Source organism: Streptomyces sp. NPDC006207, assembly GCF_040613835.1.
Classification (GTDB): domain Bacteria; phylum Actinomycetota; class Actinomycetes; order Streptomycetales; family Streptomycetaceae; genus Actinacidiphila.
Genome location: NZ_JBEXSX010000108.1, coordinates 1 through 18548, shown reverse-complemented (window position 1 = coordinate 18548; position 18548 = coordinate 1). Strand labels below are relative to the sequence as shown.

Genomic DNA, 18548 nt, shown 5'->3' with positions numbered 1-18548 from the left:
ACACCAGGCCAGAAGGCCCTCACCCATTTCAAGATCCCTCAACCGAGACCTGCATCACCCGTCCACAACCTCCCGGGACAGAACACCTAGGTCGCCGGCGCCGCACCAGTTGCGCACCAGAACGCGCGGTCAACCGCGGTCAACGACGGTCCAGCGCGGGACGGCAGCTATGACGATCAAGAGCCATCCTTGCAGGTCAGACCCCAGATCATCACGCAAGTACCGGTGATTCCCAAGCTCAGAGCGCGGGTTCGATTCCCGTCACCCGCTCCAGCAGAAAGCCCCAGGCAAGCAGCCCGGGGCTTCTTTGATTCCAGACCGGATCAAGCGTCTCGTGCCAGATCCGTGCCAGATGCTGCGTGATTCGTTGCTTCACGCCGCTCCCGGACCAAGCGGTCCAGACCCTCTGCGACCTCTCTTTGCCGATCCAGGTCCGTGGCGCGAGCGCACGCGCAGCAGCGGCACGTCGGCGAGGCCACAGCCGCACTCCTCGAAGCCGAAACCCTGGCTCCCGAACAAGTCCACTCCCCCCACCTGGCCCGCGAAGCGGTCCGCGGCCTCATCCAGTTCTCCGGTCACCGAGTCCCCGAACCCCTGGCCAGGACTCGCCGACCGGCGATCGCCTAACGCCGGAACTCGCATACGAGAGCGAAGCGCAGCAGATCCCACCCGGCCTGCCAGGGGGACGCAGCGGGGACTCGCGGGGAACGGCGGCGCCAGAGTCGCCAGGTCAGCGGCCATCCGCATACGACGTCTTCCAAACTGGTGACATGCCACACGCGCAGCAGCGGCCTATGGCCGGACCGCAGACCGAGGGACTGACCCGGAAGGGGATGGTGTCAGAAGTCTGGTCTAGATTTGGCCTGTGACCCACAGTCGTTCCAATGCCGGGGCACCCCGCGAGCCTGACTTGCCGCCCTACCAGGTTGTCCTGGCGGAAACCAACTGGGGTTCGCTCCAGACGGCTTTCGGGTCCGGTGAGGACCTTCCTAAGGTTCTGACGCAACTTTTGGAGCCCGATCCCAAGGTCCAGGTCACGGCTTTGCAGGAGCTGGGTGAGCTGGTCGGCCACCAGAACACCATTTACGAAGCCACCGCCCCCGCCGCCATGTACGTCGCTGCCATCCTCACCCACCCGGCGGCCATGACGCGACGGCCCTATCGCGACATCCCCATCCGCGCGACGTTGTTGGGCTGGCTGGCTTCCACGCTTCACGACGCCTCCGACGAGATCGTCGCCCGCAACGAGGAGTACTGGCCAGGCTTCGCCCCGGACACCACCGTGGCGGCCTTCCGGGAGTTGCGTCCGATGCTCTACCGGGCCGTCGCGCCCTTCCTGCAGGACAGCCACAAGAACGTGCGCGAAGCCGCCGTCATGGCCGCGCTCATCCTCGCCGAACACCCCGCGCTCGCCGAGCACCGTGATCACCTCGCCGGGCACGCGCACCGCATCCTGGACACCAGCAGCTACGAGCCCAACCGGCGCGTCGCGTGGAGGGCCCTCAAAACATGGGGCCACCATCCGCCCGGCCCGGAGCCTCTTTCGGAGGAGGCCGAGGACCGGGGGCCGCACAGCGATGGCCGCGGTGATCTCGAACCTCCCTTCTGACCGATACGCGCACGGCACACCTGCAGACCATGGCAGCAGGTAAGAGACACACCAACCCAAGGTCTCGCGTGCCACATCCGTCCCAGAACGAGCGGGGTCCCACGGGGAATAGAAGTGCGCCAGGGTGCGTGCTGCCGGACTCCACCCAGGGCCTGGAACCCCAGGTCAGGACAAGGGCCGCCCCACCTCGCTCCTAAAGCGGGGGTCGCTATGACCAACCTCGGCCAGGCTTGCGGCATGGTCCCTTTCCGGCGTGCGTGGCGTCGCCGCAGACGGGGCGGCTCCTTCCAGTCCGAAATGGGTTGCCGTTGCCGTGCGGCGTGCGGTGATATGCCGGCATGAGCAGAATTGCGCAGGTCATCGTGCTGGCAACGTACGAGGACGAGGTCATGGAACCGCTGACCCGCTCGGACGGGTCGCGCAGCTGGAAGGGTGAATTCAAGCCGCTCGGCCTGTTCGCCGGTGGATGGGTCATCGAGTTCTACAGAAATTGGACGCGCTCCGGACTGCTCAAGCACCTGGAGTCGCTTCCTTGGGCCAACCCGGGCAACGTGCAGGTACTGATCCATGACGAGGAGGACGACTGCTTCGGCCTGTGGATGATCCACGATGGCAGACTGGTCGAGGTACCGCTCCCGCGAACTCAAAGGTTCTACCCCCCAGCACCGCCGACCGACGACTACTCACCGAGCCCGGGGTATCTGTGGCGAACGGACGTGGGCAGCACTGTTCCCACAAAACTCTCGACGGAACGCCAAGATCCACGACCGGCTTGGTGACGACGGTCTGGAGCCGTGCCAGATGCGTGCCAGAAAGTGGGGAGAACAGCGGTCAGTCGCGGTCACGGCAGCATCTCTCCGGCGACCGGCTGTACGCGCTTTGCGCAGGTCAGCAGTCCCTCCGGCTCGATTCGCCCGGTGATTCCCAGGCTCAGAGCGCCGGTTCGAATCCCCGTCACCCGCTCCAAAGACAAGGGACCAGGTCCGGGATGCACTCCCCAACCTGGTCCCTCGCCCCGCGTTGGCGCTTTAGAAAATGCCCTTGTAGCCCTGCCAGCCGGTGGCGATCTTCACGCGTGCGGCGAAGGATCCGTTGCCGTAGCCGGTTTGCCGGTAGAGATTCCCGGCGGTGTCCCGGGCGACCAGATCGGCCTTTCCGTCGCCGGTGATGTCCCCGACGCCGACGACCGCGTTGTACGAGGCCCCCCAGCCGGTGGCGATCTTCGCGCGGGTGGCGAAGGTGCCGTTGCCCTTGCCGAAGTACCGGTACAGGTTGTTCGACTTGTCCTGCGTGACGAGATCGCCGATCCCGTCACCGTTCAGATCCCCGGCCCCGACGACCTTCTTGTACGTCTTCCAGTTGTCGACCAGCTTCACGCGCGCGGCAAGTTTGCCACCGCTCACGCCCTTGTACAGGTACACCGCCCCGGTCGAGGCGTTGCGGGCGATCAGGTCGGGGCGGCCGTCCTTGGTGACGTCACCGGGGGAGGTCAGGACGTCGTACTGGTTCCAGCCCGTGCCCAGCGTCGTGTACGGGGTCGTCGGCTTGAGCGCCGCCCCACACGCCGGCCTGTACAGGCGGAGGGTACCGCTGCTCAGCCGGACCAGGACGTCGTTGCAGCGGTCACCGCTCAGGTCCCCGACGGGCACCGGACGGATGCTGGTCGCCCAGCCGCTGCCGCTGACCTTCCCCGAGAACGTGCCCTTGCCCGTGCCCTGCTGGAACGTCAGCGCGCCCGAGGAGTTCATCGTCAGGAGGTCGCCGACACCGTCGGGCAGCGCCGAGCCGCCGGCGTGGTCCCGCCATACCGCCGTGCCACCCGTCAACCGGACCGTGCCGGACTGGACCAAGGCCGCTCCCTGCCCGTCCGCCGGCTGAGCCGTCAGCGTCCAGGTGTACGAGCCGTTGGGAAGCAGTCCGCCTGCCGTGTCCCGGCCGTTCCAGGTCGTCGCGATCGAGTACTCGGCCGGTCCGCCACTGCGCGTGGCCATCACGCGGCCCGTGGCCTCGTGGCGTATCTCCACCTTCCAGGAAGCCGTCGGCTCGGAAAGCCACCACTCACCGCGCCAGGAGACCGGGGTCACGTCCGTCTCCACCCGCGCGGTGACGTTCCGGTAGGGAGAAACCAGGGCCGCCTGGGGCCGCCCGGTGTGCAGGACGTGGACAGCCTGGTCCAGCGTGGAGTACGCAAGGTCACCGCTGCGAGGGTCGAGCGCCACAAGCCCCGCGGCGTCGGTTGACCACCGCTGGACGGCCGTCCCGGTCTGCAGGCCGTAGACAGCCAGCCCCTGCCCGCCCCGGACGGCGACGACACCGTCGCCGAGGTAGGCCTGCGCGGTGGAGGGAAGCGGAATGTTCTTCCTGGACTGGAGGTCGTAGACGCCGCCCGCGGCGTACGGAGCGATGCTCACGTTGCACGTCCAGTACAGCCACCGGCCGACGGCCTGCAGGTCGACCATCGAGGAGCACCCGCTGTTCACCGTGAAGGACGTCAGCGAGGCCCCGGTGCGCGCGTCCTTGGCCGTGACCTTGCCGCCCGGAGCCGAGGACCACAGAGTGGTCCCCCAGATCGCACCCCTCTGGTACGGCTCCGTGTGCACGACCTTGCCGGAGTCGATGTCCACGACCCGGAGTTCCCGGCTGCCGCCGGCAGGTCTCCCTTCGACCAGCACCAGGTTTTCGGATGCCCCCACGATCCTCATCTGGTCCGGGGAATCGTCGAAGGAATCCTGGATGCCCGTTTCGATCGGCGTTCCGGGGAACGTCCCGCCCTTGCCCACGACGAACAGCTTGGGCTGCCAGCCGCTGTCCACGCTCACTGTCCCGCGGTACACGGTCCGGCCGTCCCCGGTGGGATACAGCTCGGGGCACAGCCCCCAGGCGACGCTGCACTTGTTGTACGGGGCCGGCAGGCCGCCGATCCGCACGCGCTCGCCGTATCCGGGCGCGGTTTCGGTGAGGGGGCGGTCGTATACGAAGGTGCCCCCGTCACCGAACTCCAGTGTTGTGAGGGTGTTGTGATCCAGCGTCAGCCGCTGGAGCGCCATCGGGACCGGCGGGATGCCGAGCACACGAGCCGCGTACGGTACGCCGTCCGCCCCGGCGGTGATGTCCTGGTAGCCGTAGTCCTCCGCGGACTGGCCGCCGACGAGTTGAACGCCGCCGTCCGGCCGGACGGCAACACGGTCCGCCACCGCACGGGCGAGAAGCGTCCGCTCGCCGGAACCGTCGAAGGGGACGGCCACGACCTTCCAGATGGACGCTCCGGACGCCTTCTGACCGAGCGAAGCGTCATAGCGGCCCACGATCAGCGAGTCGCCGACGACGCCGAGAACCTTCGCGTCCTTGAGACCGATCTGAACCTCGCGCACGGGGGTGTCGAACCGGCCCTGCTCATAGATCCGCACGCCATCGGCCTGGGGGGTGACCAGGTGAAGGGCGGTCACCACGGAATTCCCATAGACCGTGCCGTACGGCAGAAACGTGGCTTCCGCGGTGCGGAGATCGATCCAGGCGTACTGTCCGACGTCCTCGCCGGGGACGTTCAGAAATGAGAGGAACCCATGGACGCCGGCCCGGCCGACAGCGGTGACGGAGGCACCCTCCGGAAGGCCTGTCACACGGCGGTCCACCGTGGTCCCGTTCTCATCGCTCAGCAGATGAAACTCGGTCCAGTACCCGTCGGCACCGGCTCCGCCCTTGGTCACCACCGTGGTCCCGATCACCCTGCTGTACAGCTGACCTGCGGGGACTGTGACCGTCGTGGTCTCGTCGGTGACCATGTTCCGCAGCAGTACGTCGCCCGTGCCACCGCTGGGCGGCAGCGCCACGACGTCCGATGCCGCTCCGTAGTACTCCACGGGGTCGTACAGATGCGTGCCTTCAAGCTTTCGGGTCGAGCCGTCCGCGCCCGTCCACTCCAATCCGGAGGGACCGCTCGTGGTGGTGGCGCTGTGCAGGAACCCGGAAGGCCCGACGCTCACCACGGAGCCGGAGCCCGGTGTGACGCGCATGGTCGCGGGAATCGTGGCCGCAGTGAACGTTCCTGCATCGGCCGACGCGACCCAGGAGGCAGGACCGACAGCCAGCGACAGCGACACGACCGCCGTGACGGCACTGCGGAGGAGGACACGTCTGGCCACTTGATTCCACCCCTGACGCGAACGGACCTGGGAACAGGCGGGGGAATCGGCTCGGTCCTCAGCACTCGCAGCAAGCAAGCCGGCCAATCCCGGCGTCCCGCGCCCCCCACACCCGAGTGATCGGATCCTAACAACAGGCTCACAGGTCACGGAAGAGAATTTCGAACCCGTTCAATAAGCCGGGGCCGCATTCAGCAGGGCGGTGCGGGACGAGATCTGACGTCACGTCATGCCAGAGGGCGATCAGGCCGGCGGACCAACAGGCGGGGCGGGCACGTCCGGAGAGAACGGGGCCGCCTGTCGGTCAGCCGTCAGCCGTTGCGCTTCCAGCGCGGCTTGTGGGCCGTCCGAGGGTGCTCCGCAACGACCAACGACGACGACAGCCACCCACTCAGGCGCACCGGAGCATTTCCGCGACCAGCGAAGACGCAGGTCGCGGAGATCCCCGACAAGACCCAGAAGAACTGATCGCTTGCCGTCGATCGACAGGACCTTTCGGAACGTCGGAACTCGGCGTGCTCGTGGTCGGTCAGTCCCCAGGAACCGCAGACTTGAAGAGCTCCATGGAAGAACCTTCGATTGCGATCGCCGTGAAGCCAACGTCAGTTCCCGAAGTGTGAACCTCACCTTGTTCCCACCGGACCCCTTGACCAGCAGCGATGGGGACGCGCTCCCCGTCGGGGCCGGCGATCCAGCCTTCACCTGCGGTGACAATGAACACTTGGGGCACGGGCGCGGGGTGCGTGCCGATGACGCCGCCTGGCTCCACGCTTAGGCAGGTGAGGTGCACCGAGCCTTCACCAGTGGCGATGCGGGTCGCATGGAGGCCGGTGCTGCCGTGCCCGGTGACAACCCACTCGTTGCGTTCGAAACGAAAGACTTCCACGCCGCCCCCTCTTCTCAACCGGTGCGCCGCAGATCAGGAGTAGAAGCCCCTCCCGTAGTCATCCGGTCCGACGGTCGGGCGCGGACCCTCCGAGGTCGCTGCACAGCAGCGGAGTACAGCATCTGTACGGACCGCGGTCAACCGAGTTGGACCCCGCCAAACCCCTGGACAGCGAAGCGCACCTTAGACCGCTGCGCCCGTAGTCCCCGTCGAGAGGGCCACCAGCGCGGAACCCGTGCCACTCCTGCGCCAGAACGGTCGGGGGGGCCGGGGGGGAATCGCGGTACGCAGAAGGAGGCGCCGCCCATTCCGTCCAAGGCGGGGAACCACAGGTCAGGCCGTCGGGCACGGATCAAGCACGGGTGAACGCCTCGTCCGCGGCGACGGCGGGGAGGCGAACTGCCACGCGTGGCAGGAAGTAGCCGACGAGGGGCCCCATGCACAGGGCGATGAGCACGGTTCCGGGGCCGACGGTTCCGCCCAGGAGCCAGCCGGCGGTGGCGACGGTGATTTCGATGCCGGTGCGCACCGCGGCGATGGGTAGGCGGGTGAGCCGGACGAGTCCGGTCATGATGCCGTCGCGGGGGCCCGATCCGAACTGGGCACACCGAGGTAGAGCGCGTCGAAGAAGGCCAGGGCGACCAGGCCGACGACGAGGTACCCGATCGCGGCAGGTGTCCCCTGGGGGTGGGGGAGGACGGTGGCGGTGGCGTCCGCGGCGAAGCCGACGATGGCGACGTTGAGGAGTGTGCCGAGGCCGGGCAGTTCCCGCAGGGGAATCCACAGGAGGAGCACCAGCAGCGAGATCAGGTTCGTCGTCCAGCCGAAAGAGATGCCGAGGACCTTGGCGGTGCCCTCGGTGAGCACGTTCCAGCTGGCTGCTCCCAGCCCGGACTGGACGAGCGTCATCACGGCGGCCCCGTACCCCACCAAGCCGAGCAGGAGTTGGGGGATGCGGCGCGCCTTTCGGCCCGCTCGGATTTGGGCGAAGGCGTTCATACGGGTCAGGGCGGGCTGGTCGTGGCCGGGCGGGACGGACGTGCGTGCAGCGGTAACAGGAGGTGCCATGCCGCAAGCCTGCGAGGCATCTGGACCTGGATTCCATAGCCAGATTGGTTAGGCTGGCCGGGTGAAAGTTACATCGCACGTGGTCGCAGGCATGCTGGGGACCTGGCAGGCGGGGCCCGGGCCGGCGCATCAGCGCCTCTCCGACAGGCTGCGGCTGCTGGTCCTGGACGGGCGTCTCTCGCTCGGCTCCACCCTGCCGAGCGAGCGTGACCTGGCCACCGCACTGTCCACCAGCAGGACCACCGTCGGCGCCGCCTACCGCACTCTGGTCGAGCACGGATACCTCGCCACACGGGCGCGCGCCAGGGCGACCGTGCGGCTCCCCGACGACACGCCGCCCGAGCGCCGGGCCGGCACGAACGCGGCGGCCATCGACCTGTCCTTCGCCGCGCCCCCCGCGCCCGTCGAGATCCTCCACGCCGCGTACGCGACCGCCCTCGAACAGCTGCCACGGCACTACGAGCGGCACGGCTACGACCGCAGCGGCACCGCGGAGCTGCGCGAAGCGGTGGCCCACTGGTACGAGCGGCGCGGACTGCCGACGCCGCCCGATCACATCCTGATCACCAACGGCGCGCAGCACGCGCTTGCCCTCCTGGCGCGAACGCTCCTGTCGCCACGCGACCAGGTCCTGATCGACCACCCGACCTACCCGCACGCGATCACCACGTTCACCGAGGTGCGGGCTCGGCTCCTCCCCGTCGCCGTGGCGTCCTCGGGCTGGGACACCGCGCAGCTCCAAGCGGCGGGCCGCATCGCGAGCCTGGCCTACCTGATCCCCGACTTCCACAATCCGACAGGGCTGTGCATGCCCACGAGCGTCCGCCAAGGCCTCGGGCTCGCGTGTCCCACGGTCATCGACGAGACCATGACCGACCTGGCCCTGGACGGGGAAAGCCCGGAACCCTTCGCGCTCCACATGCCGACCGCCATCAGCATCGGCTCGGTCTCCAAGAGCATCTGGGGCGGCCTGCGCATCGGCTGGATCCGCGCGACGCCCGCTCTCCTGGAACGCGTCCAGCAGACCCGTCACGCCACGGATCTCGGCACCCCCGTCGTCGAGCAACTCGCCACGGCCGTCCTCCTGAACGAGGACCGGACCCGGCGCCCCGGCACGCTCGGGCAACTGAGGTCGCAACGCGACGTACTGCTCCGAGCGCTCAGCGAGCACCTGCCCGGCCTCCACACCCCGCGACCCGCCGGCGGCATGACGCTCTGGGCGACGTTCCCCCAGCCCATCAGCTCGCGGCTGGCCGCGATCGCGCCCGACCACGGAGTGACCATCGCAGCCGGACCGCGGTTCGGGATCGGAGGCGCGTTCGAACGCAACATCCGGCTGCCGTACACGCTTCCTCCGAGTCAGCTGACCCAGGCGGTCCGCGGACTCGCACAGGCGGAGGAGGCACTCACCCGGGGCGCTACCGGAGCTCACAGCCCCGCACCCGTGGCATGAGCGTCGACGGCATATGGCCCCGAATGCACGTCAGTTGACGCCCCGCGGTGCCCGCCCGGCCCGCCGGGTCGCCTTGACCGCGGACGGCGCCGCATGGGCGCCCTCAGCGGGCGGCCGCCGGGACCGGGGCGTCGGGGGCGGTGGTGGTGCGCGGGGGCCGGAGCACCGCGCCGAGGGCGGCGCCGCCGGCCGTGGCCGCCGTCCACACCCCGCCGAGGGCGAACCTGCGGCGCTCGGCGGGCGGTTCGACGGCGGCGAGTTCGGAGCGCAGCGCCGCGCCCCGCGCGGTCCGGTGCCGGGGAGGTCGGCGGTGGCCAGGTCGAGCAGGATCTGCCAGACGTCGCGTGCCGCGCGCCGGCGGTCGGTGGTCCCGACGCGGGCGCCGAGCGCCGCTTCCACCGAGCGCCGGATGTGCTCCCGGTGGCCTGCGGGCCCATCAGCCGGGGGACCGCCGGCACCGACGACACGACCCCGGGTGACGCTCGGCGCGTCTCCCCGGGGTCGTGTCGTCGTGGCCGACGGCGTCATGTCAGACGACGCGCTTGCGGCCCCAGAGGAAGACGAAGGCCGTGATGGCGGCGGCAAGGGCGAACAGGATCGAGGCGCCGAGCCACTGCATGCCGCTCATCTGGGACATGGGGATGTAGTCCAGCGCCCAGCCCACGACGCCCTTCTGCTTCAGGCAGGCGTCGACCGCCTGTTCCGACCCCGCGTCCGTGCAGGTGCTCCAGCCGATGGTGTGCCCGGACGAGGTGATGAACGACTGGTCGACCTCGTAGGCGGCGGTGGGAAGACGGGGGCTGCTGCCGGGGGTCACCCCCGAGTCGGTGGTGAGCCTGATGACGTTGCCGAGGTCGAGCCGGCTGTACGCCCAGACCACCTGGACGGCCGCCGCGAAGAAGAAGGTCACGACCATCGCGAGCAGGGTGCGGCGCAGGAGCATGCCGATCGCGATGCCGCTCACGACGGTGAAGAGCGTGAGCGCGACGGGCACGGGCCCGGTGTTGTCGAAGGCCTGGCCGGAGGTCCAGTCCATGACCGTGTTCTCCTTGCTGACCGGTGCCCACCACCGGCCGAAGGTGAAGGAGAGGGCCACGGTGCAGACCACGACCACCAGCGCGCTGATGCCGAGCTTGGCGGCGAGCCAGCGGGCGGGGCCGGCGGCCTGGGAGGTGACCAGCTTGGCCGTGCCGCTCTCCAGGTCGCCGGCGAGCAGCGGGGCGCCGAGGAAGACGCCGAGGAGTATGGGGACGAAGCCGAGGCCGAAGGCGGCCTTCAGGAGCGGGGCGCTGTGCGGGTTGATGTCCTCCGTCCACTTGTCGGAGCTCGCCTCGGGCCAGCCGTGGGCGGTGAGGTAATCCAGCAGGCCGGCGCGCTGGTAGAGCATCCACCCCACGGACAGGGCCGTCGCGGCCAGGATGGTCCAGTAGGCGGCGCGGTGCTGGCGCCAGATGAGCCAGGTCATGCCGCTGAGCCGGGGGCGGCGGACGCCGCTGTCGGCGACCGGGGCCGCGGACGGCGCGGACGGGTTCGCGGTCAGGTTGCTCATGCCGCCGCCCCCCGCGGGCCGTTCACGCCGTACGGCTGCCCCGGGACCTGGGCCACGGGACTGATCAGTGGTGGCGCTTCGGGGGAGCGCAGGTAGGCGAGCAGGAGTTCCTCCAGTTGCGGGGTGTGGGACTGCCACTGGCCGCTCACCGGGCCGTCGGGGCGGATGAGGGCGGTGGCCTGGCGCCCGCTGGTGCGGTACTCGACGACGGTGTGGCGGGCGAGTTCCGCGGGGACGCCCGGGCCCTCGTCGCCGGCCACGCCCTGCAGCAGCACGTGGGCGCTGCGGATCTCGTCCACGTCACCGGCGATGCGCAGACCGCCCGTGGAGATGACCAGGAGGAAGTCGCAGACGCTCTCCAGCTCGCTGAGCATGTGGGAGGACATCAGCACCGTGGTGCCGTGCTCGGCGGCTTCGGCCAGCAGGGTGCCCATGAGTTCGTGGCGCACCAGCGGGTCGAGGTCGGACATCGGCTCGTCGAGCAGCAGCAGGTCGGGTCGCTTGCCGAAGGCGAGGGCGAAGGCGACGCGGGTGCGCTGTCCGCCGGAGAGGGTGCCGACCTTCGCGTGCAGGGGCACGTTGCCCGCGCGGACGATCTGCTCGGCGGCCTGCTGGTCCCAGCCGGGGTTGAGCTCGCGGCCCATGCGCAGCGTCTCGGCCACGGTGAAGCGGCGGAACAGCGGCTTCTCCTGGGCGAGGAACGCCGTACGGCGTCCGGCCTCCGCGGACTGGGGCGCCGCGCCGAACACCGTGAGGGTGCCCTCCGACGGCTCCAGCAGGTTGGCGGCGATGGACATCAGCGTGGTCTTGCCCGCGCCGTTGGGGCCCACCAGCCCGCAGATCCGGCCGGCAGGCAGGCGGAACGAGCAGTCCCGCAGGGCCCAGCCCCGGCGGTACTTCCGGCCGACCCCGCGGGCCTCCATCGCCGACTCCTCCACCGGGCCACCCATGTCCATGGCATTCATGGCGTCACGCACTGGTCATCCTCATTTCCCCGTCCTCCGGTGTTCCGTCGGCCGCCGTGGTCCCGGCGTACCGCTCCTCCAGGACCGCCGCGACCAGCGCGGCCACGTCCTCGCGCTCCAGGCCCGCCTCGTGGGCCCGGGTCATCCACGCCTCCAGCTCCCCGCGCAACGGGGAGTCGGCACCCGCCTGGGGACGGGCCAGTGAGCGGCGGATGAAGGTGCCGAGGCCGGGCCTCGGCTCGACCAGCCCCTCGCGTTCCAGCTCGCGGTAGGCCTTGAGCGTGGTGTTCGGGTTGACGGCGCTGGTCTCCGCGACCTCCTTGGCGGTGGGCAGCCGGTCCCCCGGCATCAGGACGCCCAGCCGTAGGGCCTGCTTGGTCTGCTGCACGATCTGCTGGTAGGCGGCGATCCCGCTCCGCCGGTCGATGCGGAAGTCCACGTGCTTCAACACCCTTTAGCTACTCGATTAGTGGAATGATGATGAGAGGGGGAGCTGAGCCGTGTCAAACGAAGCGGCCTCCCCGGCACCCCTCGGGACACAACCGTGACATTCGTGAGGGGAGGAACGGGGTGGCCCGCGCAGCACGAAGGCCCCGGGCGGGCAGCCCGGGGCCTTCGTGCTGATGGGGGGAGGACGTCGAGGACCGGTTCGACGGGGAGCGTGCCCCAGGTGTCACGGCCGGGCCGCGGTCGCCGGGTCGGCCTTCCATGCGCTGACGCCGAGCTTCCCCGTCGTGCCGAGGTCGAGTTCGGGGGTCACCGTCACCGCAGGAGCGCCGGGTGTCGCCCGCACCCTCGCGTAGGGCGCGTTGACGGACGTGCCGTCGGTGACGGTGTTGCGCCACATCAGGCCCGCGGTCGCGCTCCCGCCCGGCTCCAGGGTGACCGGACGGGGCGGGTCGTCGAAGCCGGGCACGAGGGCGACGCCCCCGCTGCCCCGGAAGACCTCGACCCCCGTGACGGGCTTGCGCTGCTCGTCGAGGAGCTGGACCGACGGATAGCCCTCGACGCGCCGGACGCGGGAGGAGCAGTTCTCCAGGCGGAGTCCCACCACGCGCAGCCCCATGGCGGCGTCGCCGTCGTCGGCGGTGAGGCGCAGGCCGGAGGGCGGGCAGGCGCCTCCCGCGGCGGGCACCTCGTCCGCCGGGACGCTCCTGACCTTGACGATGCGCACCCGTTCCGCGGCGTACCGCGGCGCGAGGGTTGCGCCGAGGTCGGCCTCGCCCTCCACGGTCCGGCCGGGCGGGACCGCGGACACCGTGTGCGGCACGTTCCCCAGGGCCTCTCCGGCACCTGAGGTGAGCCCGAACGTGACGGTGTAGGTGAGGGGTTCGTCGGCGTGGTTGGTGACGCGGAACGCGACGTGGAAGGGGACGCCGGAGCAGTGGGCGGGCGGTGCGCTCACGGCGGTGATCTCGACGTCGCCGTCCCCCTCGACACCGGCGGCACCGCCCGCGGGCGCCGGGGCGACCGGGACGGCAGAGGCGGCGCAGGAGGCACGGTCGTCCCGGTGCGGGACGTCGCAGGCCGTGACCAGGAGCAGGGCACCGGCGAGCACGGCCGGGAGGAGGAGGGCGGGGGTGCGCATCCGGCGACCCCATCAGGACCCTGCCGCTCCCGGCCATGGCGCAGGCCACAATTCCCGTCACACGACCGTCACAAGGCGCGGTGCCCGGGCCGGGCTCAGCGGGAGGCGGCGCTGTCGATCCAGGCGACGACGGCGCTGACCGTGGCGTCGTCGAGCTGCCGGGCGAGGGTGTGCACCGCGTCGCTGTCGCCCGGGAGCGGGGGCACCCCGGCCGCGATGAGCGCCGCGTGGAGCTCGACCCAGCGCGCGTCGACGGCGGCCAGGTGGGCCCCCACCGGGACGCCACCCAGTGACTGCTGCGGAGTATCGAGAAGGTTCATGGTGTTTCCTCTCGGATCTCGGACGGTGTCGACCGGACTCGCCGTGCAGGACAGCCCCGCTGCGCCCACCGGTTGCGCCCTGCCCCCGACTTCACCCGTCCGGCCCTCACCGCGGCCGCCGGGACCTGTGCCATGGGGATGACATTTGCCGGTCCGGTGACGCGGACGGCGGCGCACGGGGCATGGGCTACCTCAGTGCCCGCGCCCGCATCCCACGGAAGGCCTCGGATGATCGACAGGCGGACCTTCGGCACGATCGTCGGCACGGGAGCGGTCGCGGCCACACTGGCCGGGCTCGCTTCGGGGTGCGCGACGACCGGACCGGACGAGAACAAGCCGGCGCCGCCCAGGGCCCCCGGCAAGGAACGGCCCGGCGACGCCCCGGCGTTCGGCCCGCTGAAGCAGGTGGAGGCCGGGGTGCTGGACGTCGGCTACGCCGAGGCGGGACCGGCCGACGGTCCCGCCGTGATCCTGCTCCACGGCTGGCCGTACGACATCCACAGCTACGTCGCCGTCGCACCGCTGCTGGCGGCGAAGGGCTACCGAGTGGTCGTCCCCTACCTGCGCGGCCACGGGACGACCCGCTTCCTGTCCCGCTCGACCCCGCGGGACGCCCAGCAGGCGGTGTTCGCCCTGGACATCGTGGCGCTCATGGACGCGCTGGGGATCAAGAAGGCGGTCCTGGCCGGCTTCGACTGGGGGTCGCGGACCGCGGACATCATCGCGGCGCTGTGGCCGGAGCGGGTCGAGGGGCTGGTCTCGGTGACCGGCTACCTGATCACCAACCGCGAGGCGAACAAGCAGCCGCTGCCGCCGAAGTCGGAATGGGCCTGGTGGTACCAGTACTACTTCGCCACGGAGCGGGGCCGTAAGGGGCTGGAGCGCTACCGGCACGACCTGGGCCGGCTCGTCTGGAAGTTCAACTCCCCGACCTGGGGCTTCGACGACGCCACGTTCGACCGCACCGCGGCGGCCTTCGACAACCCGGACTACGTCCCCATCGTCGTCGGCAACTACCGCTGGCGGCTCGGGCTGACCGAGGGCGACCCGCGGTACGACGACATCGAGGCGCGGCTCGCCCGCGGGCCCGTCGTCACCGTGCCCACGATCACCCTCGACGGGGCGGTCGATCCGTTCACGCCGCCGGGCAACGGCTCCTCCTACCGGGCCAAGTTCACCGGGAAGTACGCGCACCGCACGCTGCAGGGCATCGGGCACAACGTGCCGCAGGAGGCACCCGCGGCCTTCGCCCAGGCCGTGGTGGACGTCGGGCGGCTCTGAGGGGTCCGGGGGGCGCCTGTGGCCGGGCGCGGGGGGCCCGGCCACGCGGGGGACGTCAGTGGTCGTCGCCGCCGCGGCCACGGCCCCGGCCGTGGCCCCCGCCGTGGTCGTCACCGGAGCGGTCGCCGTCCCGCACGCGGTCGCCGCCGTGGTCGTCTCCCGGGGGGTCGTCGCTGCCGGCGCGGTCGCCACCGTGGTCGTCGTACCCGGGCCGCGTCGTCGCCGGTGCGGGCGAGGCGGTGCGGGACGCGTCACCGGAGCGTGTCCGGCCGCGGTGCCGGTCGTCCTCCGTGACCCGGCCCGTCTGCGCGTCCACGTGCAGCTCGTGCACGACCCCGGCCGCGTCCGTCACGTACACCTCCCAGTAGCCGCGGTGACGGTCGTCCGGCTCGATCTTCGTGACGGTGCCCGGCGTGTGGGCGACCGCGGCGGCCGCGGCCCGGCTCGCCGTGATGCCCGGGGAGCCGTGGTCGTCGCCCGCGTCGTGTCCCGGGGTCGCCCCGGGCGTGGCGGCCGAGGACACCGTGCCGCGCGCGTCGTCGCGCCCGCCGTCGTGGCCGCCGTCGTGGCCGCCGGTGGCGAACGCCGTGTAGCCCCCGGCGACGAGGACCGCGGCCGCGATGGCCGCGACGGTCGTGTTGCGCTTCATGAGGAGCCCTTCCGACCGGGCCGTACCCGGTCTGTGTCAGGTCTGTTCCGTGACCTCAATGTCGGCGGTACAGGCTGAAGGCAGCCTGAAACCAGCTGAAGATCTCTTCAGGTTGATTTGGGAGGCTGGACCCCATGCGTGTGCTCATCGTGGAGGACGAGAGACGGCTCGCGGTCTCGCTGGCCAGGGGGCTGACGGCCGAGGGCTTCGCCGTGGACGTCGTGCACGACGGGCTCGAAGGCCTGCACCGGGCGGGGGAGGGCGTCCACGACCTCGTCGTGCTGGACATCATGCTGCCCGGCATGAACGGCTACCGTGTCTGCGCCGCACTGCGCGAGGCGGGCAACGAGGTCCCCATCCTGATGCTCACGGCCAAGGACGGCGAGTACGACGAGGCGGAGGGCCTCGACACCGGCGCCGACGACTACCTGACCAAGCCGTTCTCGTACGTCGTGCTGGTGGCCCGGGTCAAGGCGCTGCTGCGGCGCCGGGGTTCGGCGGGGGCCTCGCCCGTGCTGCGGCTGGGCACCCTCGTGCTGGACACCGCCGCCCGCCGGGTCTTCCGCAACGACAGCGAAGTGACGCTGACCGCGAAGGAGTTCGCCGTGCTGGAGCAGCTCGCGGTGCGGGCCGGGCAGGTGGTCGGCAAGTCCCGCATCCTGGAGCACGTCTGGGACTTCGCGTACGACGGCGACCCCAACATCGTCGAGGTGTACATCAGCACCCTGCGCCGCAAGCTCGGCGCGGACCTCATCCAGACGGTGCGCGGCGCCGGTTACCGGCTGGCCTCGGCATGAGACGCCCCCGCCCCCTCGGCACCGTCCAGGCCAAGATGTCGCTCGGCGCCACGCTCGTGGTCGCGGTCGCGCTGGTGACCGCCGGGGTGGCCGTGCTGCTCTCGCTGCGCGCCAACCTCACGGGCCAGGCGCAGAGCCAGGCCGACGACACGGCCCGCAGGATCGCCCTCGACGTCGCCAGCCGCGGGGCGGGCACGGACCGCTACGCCCGGCTCCAGCTCCCCGAGGGCGTGCCGGTGCAGGTGACCACCGAGGACGGGCGGCTGCTGGCGGTGAGCAGGGGCCTGGAGCGGATCAGCGGCACCGGGGTCGGCGCCGTCCGGGCCGTCCGCGGGCCCGCCGCCACACCCACACCCTCGCCCACCCCCACGCCCACCCCTTCCGCGGTGCCGAACCGCACCGCGGAGAGCGGCGACGACCACGGGGGCGGCGGCAAGGACGACGGCGGCCACGGGCGCGGCCGGGGCCGGGGCGGCCGGGACGACGCGACGCGCGGCGGCGAGGACGACGACCGGCACGGCGGCAGCGCCACACCCTCGCCCGCCGCGGGCGACGACCCGGTGGTCGGCCACATCGGCCGGACGGTCGTGCACGGCACGGGACGGGCCACGCTGGACGGCCGGACCGCCGGCTACCGGTTCGCGACGATCAAGGCCACCGACCTCGCCGGGCAGACCGTCCTCATCCACGCGGGCACCTCGCTGGCGGCCCGCGAGAGCGCCGTGAACACCGCGGCGGCGGCCATGCTGGCGGGACTGCCCCTGCTGCTGCTGGTGGTCGGCGGCGCGACCTGGCGGGTCACCCGCCGCGCGCTCGCTCCGGTGGAGGGCATCCGGCGCGAGATGGCCGCGATCACGGCCTCCGAGGACCTCTCGCGGCGTGTGCCGGAGCCGGCCGCCCGCGACGAGGTGGCCCGGCTGGCGCGCACCACCAACGAGACCCTCACTGCGCTGGAGGCCGCGGTCGAGCGGCAGCGCCGCTTCGTCGCCGACGCCTCGCACGAACTGCGCAGCCCGATCGCCTCGTTGCGCACGCAGCTGGAGGTCGGCTCGGCCCATCCGCACCTGCTCGACGTACCGGGCGCCGTCAAGGACACCGAGCGGCTGCAGCAACTGGCGGGGGACCTGCTGCTGCTCGCCCGGCTCGACGCGGGCGAACGGCCCGCGCGGCGGCGGGTCGACCTGGGCGAACTCGTCGGCGAGGAGGTCCGCAGGCGGCCCGCCGACCGGGTCCCGGTGACCGTCGACGTCGAACCGCGGCGGGACGTGGCGGGCTCACGCGGCCAGTTGGCCCGGGTCGTCGGCAACCTCGTGGACAACGCCCAGCGCCACGCGCGCGCCGAGGTGACCGTGACCGTACGCCTGCGGGACGGCCTGGTCGTCCTCGCGGTGGGCGACGACGGCGACGGCGTCCCGCCCGCCGAGCGCGAGCGGATCTTCGAGCGCTTCGTCCGGCTCGACGACGCCCGCAGCCGCGACGAGGGCGGTGCGGGTCTCGGCCTGGCCATCGCGCGCGACGTCGCCCACCGCCACGACGGCTCGCTCACCGTCGGCACCGCCCCGGCGGGCGGTGCCCTCTTCGAACTCCGCCTGCCGGCGGCGGCCGCGGACTGACCGGCTCCGGGAGGGGCGGGGCTTGCGCCGGGCGAGGGGTCAGGTGATGACGCCGAGCTGGCGCAGCATGCCGAGTTCGTCGCTGCTCCCCCAGCGCTCGACCATCTTCCCGTCCTCGAACCGGCTGATCTGCATGCCCCGGTAGCTGACGGTCCGCCCCGTGGGGGCGTGGCCCATCAGCTCGCCGAGGTGCGTGCCGGTGATGGTGTACGCGAAGGCGATCTCGTCGTCGGTGGCCATGACGTGCTCGACCTCGACGTGCAGATCGGGGAAGGCCCGCCGCATCGCGCCGAACATCTCCTCGTACCCCTCCGGCCCGGGGCCCTGCCCCGGAGCGGGGTCGTGGTCCACCGAGGCGGACGCGACGTACTCGCCGATCTCGCCGAGGTGGCCGCTGTTCACCGCCGTGCCGAAGCCCTCCAGGACGGAGAGGTTGTCGCTGCGGGACATGCCGCGCTCCTTGCGGTCGCGATCTCGGGCGCCGGGGCGCCCCTTCCTTCCACCGTAGGCGCGGCCCGCCCGGGCGGCCTGCCGGGGGGGGGGGGGGGGGGGGCGGCCCGCCCCCCCCCCCCCCCCGCGACCCCGAAAGTGGGGGGGGCGCAGGCGGCTGGAGGAGATGGGAAAAGAG

The 18548-nt window shown here is 71.4% G+C and carries 18 protein-coding genes; 6 read left to right on the top strand and 12 right to left on the bottom strand.

Annotated features, from left to right (window positions below; all coding sequences use genetic code 11):
• Positions 1–238: 238 nt before the first annotated feature.
• Positions 239–376, bottom strand: coding sequence for a hypothetical protein (locus ABZ312_RS43425; RefSeq protein WP_500358495.1), 138 nt, complete (start codon positions 374–376; stop codon positions 239–241).
• Between the two features lie 489 nt (positions 377–865).
• On the opposite strand from ABZ312_RS43425, the gene ABZ312_RS43420 reads away from it, so the two are divergent.
• Together ABZ312_RS43420 and ABZ312_RS43415 are read left to right on the top strand one after the other, a co-directional pair.
• The gene (locus ABZ312_RS43420) at positions 866–1609 is read left to right on the top strand and encodes a hypothetical protein (protein WP_500358497.1); all 744 of its coding nucleotides are present in this window, start codon (positions 866–868) and stop codon (positions 1607–1609) included.
• 338 nt (positions 1610–1947) lie between these two features.
• Positions 1948–2388, top strand: coding sequence for a hypothetical protein (locus ABZ312_RS43415; RefSeq protein ID WP_500322528.1), 441 nt, complete (start codon positions 1948–1950; stop codon positions 2386–2388).
• A 249-nt stretch (positions 2389–2637) separates the two neighbouring features.
• Here the strand turns inward: ABZ312_RS43415 and ABZ312_RS43410 are convergent, their stop codons facing one another.
• The 4 genes from ABZ312_RS43410 to ABZ312_RS43395 form a co-directional block, all read right to left on the bottom strand.
• On the bottom strand, positions 2638–5901 hold the full coding sequence (locus ABZ312_RS43410; protein WP_500440068.1) for an FG-GAP-like repeat-containing protein: 3264 nt from the start codon (positions 5899–5901) through the stop codon (positions 2638–2640).
• A 379-nt stretch (positions 5902–6280) separates the two neighbouring features.
• Positions 6281–6637 carry a cupin domain-containing protein gene (locus ABZ312_RS43405; protein ID WP_500358499.1) on the bottom strand — a complete coding sequence of 119 codons (357 nt, stop codon included), beginning with the start codon at positions 6635–6637 and terminating at the stop codon, positions 6281–6283.
• Between the two features lie 352 nt (positions 6638–6989).
• Positions 6990–7208: a hypothetical protein gene (locus ABZ312_RS43400; protein WP_500440067.1), complete on the bottom strand. Its 219-nt coding sequence runs from the start codon at positions 7206–7208 to the stop codon at positions 6990–6992.
• Positions 7205–7705 carry a YczE/YyaS/YitT family protein gene (locus ABZ312_RS43395; protein WP_500440066.1) on the bottom strand — a complete coding sequence of 167 codons (501 nt, stop codon included), beginning with the start codon at positions 7703–7705 and terminating at the stop codon, positions 7205–7207. The genes ABZ312_RS43400 and ABZ312_RS43395 overlap by 4 nt, the downstream gene beginning before the upstream one ends.
• Positions 7706–7766: 61 nt before the next feature.
• On the opposite strand from ABZ312_RS43395, the gene yczR reads away from it, so the two are divergent.
• A complete protein-coding gene (gene yczR / locus ABZ312_RS43390) occupies positions 7767–9158 on the top strand; it encodes a MocR-like transcription factor YczR (protein WP_500440065.1) in 1392 nt (463 codons plus the stop codon).
• Between the two features lie 529 nt (positions 9159–9687).
• Here the strand turns inward: yczR and ABZ312_RS43385 are convergent.
• From ABZ312_RS43385 to ABZ312_RS43365, 5 genes are all read right to left on the bottom strand, one after another.
• Positions 9688–10707 (bottom strand): ABC-2 membrane transporter-related protein, encoded by a 1020-nt coding sequence (locus tag ABZ312_RS43385; RefSeq protein ID WP_500322519.1) that lies wholly within the window; start codon positions 10705–10707, stop codon positions 9688–9690.
• Complete coding sequence (locus tag ABZ312_RS43380; RefSeq protein ID WP_499516883.1) at positions 10704–11672, bottom strand: ABC transporter ATP-binding protein; 969 nt, start codon at positions 11670–11672, stop codon at positions 10704–10706. The genes ABZ312_RS43385 and ABZ312_RS43380 overlap by 4 nt, the downstream gene beginning before the upstream one ends.
• A 4-nt stretch (positions 11673–11676) precedes the next feature.
• Positions 11677–12111 carry a GntR family transcriptional regulator gene (locus tag ABZ312_RS43375; RefSeq protein WP_500322518.1) on the bottom strand — a complete coding sequence of 145 codons (435 nt, stop codon included), beginning with the start codon at positions 12109–12111 and terminating at the stop codon, positions 11677–11679.
• 234 nt (positions 12112–12345) lie between these two features.
• The gene (locus ABZ312_RS43370; RefSeq protein ID WP_500440064.1) at positions 12346–13260 is read right to left on the bottom strand and encodes a DUF4232 domain-containing protein; all 915 of its coding nucleotides are present in this window, start codon (positions 13258–13260) and stop codon (positions 12346–12348) included.
• 95 nt (positions 13261–13355) lie between these two features.
• Positions 13356–13580, bottom strand: coding sequence for a hypothetical protein (locus tag ABZ312_RS43365; protein ID WP_499512723.1), 225 nt, complete (start codon positions 13578–13580; stop codon positions 13356–13358).
• A gap of 228 nt (positions 13581–13808) precedes the next feature.
• Between ABZ312_RS43365 and ABZ312_RS43360 the strand changes: the two genes are divergently transcribed.
• Positions 13809–14861 (top strand): alpha/beta fold hydrolase, encoded by a 1053-nt coding sequence (locus tag ABZ312_RS43360; protein ID WP_500358505.1) that lies wholly within the window; start codon positions 13809–13811, stop codon positions 14859–14861.
• A 55-nt stretch (positions 14862–14916) separates the two neighbouring features.
• On the opposite strand, the gene ABZ312_RS43355 is transcribed toward ABZ312_RS43360, so the two are convergent.
• A complete protein-coding gene (locus ABZ312_RS43355; RefSeq protein ID WP_500358507.1) occupies positions 14917–15510 on the bottom strand; it encodes a PepSY domain-containing protein in 594 nt (197 codons plus the stop codon).
• 134 nt (positions 15511–15644) lie between these two features.
• Between ABZ312_RS43355 and ABZ312_RS43350 the strand changes: the two genes are divergently transcribed.
• A complete protein-coding gene (locus tag ABZ312_RS43350; protein ID WP_499512726.1) occupies positions 15645–16307 on the top strand; it encodes a response regulator transcription factor in 663 nt (220 codons plus the stop codon).
• Positions 16304–17920: a sensor histidine kinase gene (locus ABZ312_RS43345; RefSeq protein ID WP_500440063.1), complete on the top strand. Its 1617-nt coding sequence runs from the start codon at positions 16304–16306 to the stop codon at positions 17918–17920. Before ABZ312_RS43350 ends, ABZ312_RS43345 begins: the two co-directional genes overlap by 4 nt.
• Before the next feature lie 39 nt (positions 17921–17959).
• Here the strand turns inward: ABZ312_RS43345 and ABZ312_RS43340 are convergent, their stop codons facing one another.
• Positions 17960–18370, bottom strand: coding sequence for an ester cyclase (locus ABZ312_RS43340; RefSeq protein ID WP_500322512.1), 411 nt, complete (start codon positions 18368–18370; stop codon positions 17960–17962).
• Positions 18371–18548 lie beyond the last annotated feature (178 nt).

What these genes read in the sequence shown, in the direction of transcription:
- ABZ312_RS43365 (WP_499512723.1), bottom strand. Translation starts at nt 13,580, where the DNA reads ATGAACCTTCTCGATACTCCGCAGCAGTCACTGGGTGGCGTCCCGGTG.
- ABZ312_RS43395 (WP_500440066.1), bottom strand. Translation starts at nt 7,705, where the DNA reads ATGGCACCTCCTGTTACCGCTGCACGCACGTCCGTCCCGCCCGGCCAC.
- ABZ312_RS43400 (WP_500440067.1), bottom strand. Translation starts at nt 7,208, where the DNA reads ATGACCGGACTCGTCCGGCTCACCCGCCTACCCATCGCCGCGGTGCGC.
- ABZ312_RS43385 (WP_500322519.1), bottom strand. Translation starts at nt 10,707, where the DNA reads ATGAGCAACCTGACCGCGAACCCGTCCGCGCCGTCCGCGGCCCCGGTC.
- ABZ312_RS43380 (WP_499516883.1), bottom strand. Translation starts at nt 11,672, where the DNA reads ATGAATGCCATGGACATGGGTGGCCCGGTGGAGGAGTCGGCGATGGAG.
- ABZ312_RS43415 (WP_500322528.1), top strand. Translation starts at nt 1,948, where the DNA reads ATGAGCAGAATTGCGCAGGTCATCGTGCTGGCAACGTACGAGGACGAG.
- ABZ312_RS43355 (WP_500358507.1), bottom strand. Translation starts at nt 15,510, where the DNA reads ATGAAGCGCAACACGACCGTCGCGGCCATCGCGGCCGCGGTCCTCGTC.
- ABZ312_RS43340 (WP_500322512.1), bottom strand. Translation starts at nt 18,370, where the DNA reads ATGTCCCGCAGCGACAACCTCTCCGTCCTGGAGGGCTTCGGCACGGCG.
- ABZ312_RS43360 (WP_500358505.1), top strand. Translation starts at nt 13,809, where the DNA reads ATGATCGACAGGCGGACCTTCGGCACGATCGTCGGCACGGGAGCGGTC.
- ABZ312_RS43350 (WP_499512726.1), top strand. Translation starts at nt 15,645, where the DNA reads ATGCGTGTGCTCATCGTGGAGGACGAGAGACGGCTCGCGGTCTCGCTG.
- ABZ312_RS43345 (WP_500440063.1), top strand. Translation starts at nt 16,304, where the DNA reads ATGAGACGCCCCCGCCCCCTCGGCACCGTCCAGGCCAAGATGTCGCTC.
- ABZ312_RS43370 (WP_500440064.1), bottom strand. Translation starts at nt 13,260, where the DNA reads ATGCGCACCCCCGCCCTCCTCCTCCCGGCCGTGCTCGCCGGTGCCCTG.